Raw genomic sequence first — 2,375 nt, forward strand, 5'->3', positions numbered from 1 at the left:
GCCTCGTACGGGGGGAAGCGGGGCCATCCGGTGCTGTTCGGCGCGGATCGCTGGGTGGGGATCGCCGAGGGCGCGGTGGGCGACCGGGGCGCGCGGGACTATCTGGCGGCGCACCGGGATGCGATCACGCTGGTGGACTGTTCGGATGTGGCCGAGCCCTATGACATCGACACGGAGGCGGATCTGTCGCACCTGGAGTGAACGGGATGGCACCGAGCGCCATGTTCTGTCGATCCAGAGAATCTCGACATCAACAAACCATTGAACTTCCACCATGAGGAAACTAGTATCCACTCTTCAGAAGCCCTTGTTCGTTCAGAGGGCGCTCGCGGCCGTACCTCGGCGACTGTGGCACTCCGTGCCGTCCCGTGACGCCCGGCGGCCGCCTGGCACGCCCGTGAAGTCCGCTGAAGGAAGTGACAGTTCATGTCCGCACCAGCGCCGTCCCCCCTGGCCGTCGTCGATGCCGAGCCCCTCCCTCGTCAGGAGGAGGTGCTCACCGAGGCCGCCCTGGCCTTCGTCGCCGAACTGCACCGGCGGTTCACCCCGCGCCGGGACGAGCTCCTCGCCCGGCGGGCGGAGCGTCGCGCCGAGATCGCCCGTACGTCCACCCTGGACTTCCTTCCGGAGACCGCCGCGATCCGCGCCGACGACTCCTGGAAGGTCGCGCCGGCCCCGGCGGCCCTGAACGACCGCCGTGTCGAGATCACCGGCCCGACCGACCGCAAGATGACGATCAACGCGCTCAACTCCGGCGCGAAGGTCTGGCTCGCCGACTTCGAGGACGCCTCGGCGCCGACCTGGGAGAACGTGGTCCTGGGTCAGGTCAACCTGATCGACGCGTACACCCGGAAGATCGACTTCACGGACCCGAAGTCGGGCAAGTCGTACGCCCTGAAGCCGGCCGACCAGCTCGCCACGGTCGTCATGCGGCCGCGCGGCTGGCACCTGGAGGAGCGTCACCTCGCCTTCGACGGACGCCCGGTGCCCGGCGCGCTCGTCGACTTCGGCCTCTACTTCTTCCACAACGCCCAGCGTCTGATCGACCTCGGCAAGGGCCCGTACTTCTACCTCCCGAAGACGGAGTCGCACCTGGAGGCCCGCCTCTGGAACGACATCTTCGTCTTCGCCCAGGACTACGTCGGCATCCCGCAGGGCACCGTCCGCGCCACGGTCCTCATCGAGACCATCACGGCCGCGTACGAGATGGAGGAGATCCTCTACGAGCTCCGCGACCACGCCGCAGGACTGAACGCGGGTCGCTGGGACTACCTCTTCTCCATCGTCAAGAACTTCCGTGACGGCGGAGCCAAGTTCGTCCTTCCGGACCGCAACGCGGTCACGATGACGGCCCCGTTCATGCGCGCGTACACCGAACTCCTCGTCCGCACCTGCCACAAGCGCGGCGCGCACGCGATCGGCGGCATGGCCGCCTTCATCCCGTCCCGCAAGGACGCCGAGGTCAACAAGGTCGCGTTCGAGAAGGTCAAGGCCGACAAGGACCGCGAGGCCGGCGACGGCTTCGACGGCTCCTGGGTCGCCCACCCCGACCTGGTCCCGATCGCGATGGCCTCCTTCGACGCCGTCCTCGGCGAGAAGCCGAACCAGAAGGACCGCCTCCGCGAGGACGTCTCCGTCGCGCCCGGAGACCTCATCGCCATCGACTCGCTCGACGCGAAGCCGACGTACGACGGCCTGCGCAACGCCGTCCAGGTCGGCATCCGCTACATCGAGGCGTGGCTGCGCGGCCTCGGCGCCGTCGCCATCTTCAACCTGATGGAGGACGCGGCCACCGCCGAGATCTCCCGCTCCCAGATCTGGCAGTGGATCAACGCGGGCGTCGTGTTCGAGAACGGCGAGACCGCCACCCCGGAGCTGGCCCGCAAGGTCGCCGCCGAGGAACTGGCCGCGATCCGCGCCGAGATCGGCGACGAGGCCTTCACGGCCGGCAAGTGGCAGCAGGCCCACGACCTGCTCCTGCACGTCTCCCTCGACGCGGACTACGCGGACTTCCTGACCCTCCCCGCGTACGAGCAGCTGGTCGGCTGACCCGACCCGTACGGCTGACTCGGCTGCCCGCACAGCCGCCGACAGCAACCTGAACAGGGCCTCGCCCCCGGTGTCGCACAGCACCGGGGACGGGGCCCTGTCGCCGTTCCTGTGATCACACAGGTGACGTGACGCAACCGAGATATGCAGCTACCTAGCGGTAACAAGCCACGCCGTGCGAGATTCCGCCATGCCACCGGCCGGCGGCTGTCCCCCTCGTCACTGCGTACCGCATACCGCAGGAGCACAGCCATGCCTTCGACCCCCCACCGTGCGCTGCGCGCACTCCTGGCACTGTGTACCGCCGCCGGGCTCGCCGGAGATGT

Annotated in this window: 1 protein-coding gene and 1 pseudogene; both read left to right on the top strand. The window is 68.6% G+C overall.

Annotated elements, in window-relative coordinates; all coding sequences use genetic code 11:
* A pseudogene (locus CCN56_RS32960) lies at window positions 1–201 on the top strand (nucleotidyltransferase family protein); the annotation flags it as partial.
* A gap of 225 nt (window positions 202–426) precedes the next feature.
* Window positions 427–2,049: a malate synthase A gene (gene aceB / locus CCN56_RS32965; RefSeq protein ID WP_086831530.1), complete on the top strand. Its 1,623-nt coding sequence runs from the start codon at window positions 427–429 to the stop codon at window positions 2,047–2,049.
* Window positions 2,050–2,375: the final 326 nt, after the last annotated feature.

Origin of the sequence: Streptomyces sp. NRRL B-24572 (assembly GCF_002156145.1) — a bacterium.
Classification (GTDB): domain Bacteria; phylum Actinomycetota; class Actinomycetes; order Streptomycetales; family Streptomycetaceae; genus Streptomyces; species Streptomyces vietnamensis.

Bases quoted from the DNA above. Each gene is read 5' to 3' on its own strand.
- aceB (WP_086831530.1), top strand. From the start codon at position 427: ATGTCCGCACCAGCGCCGTCCCCCCTGGCCGTCGTCGATGCCGAGCCC.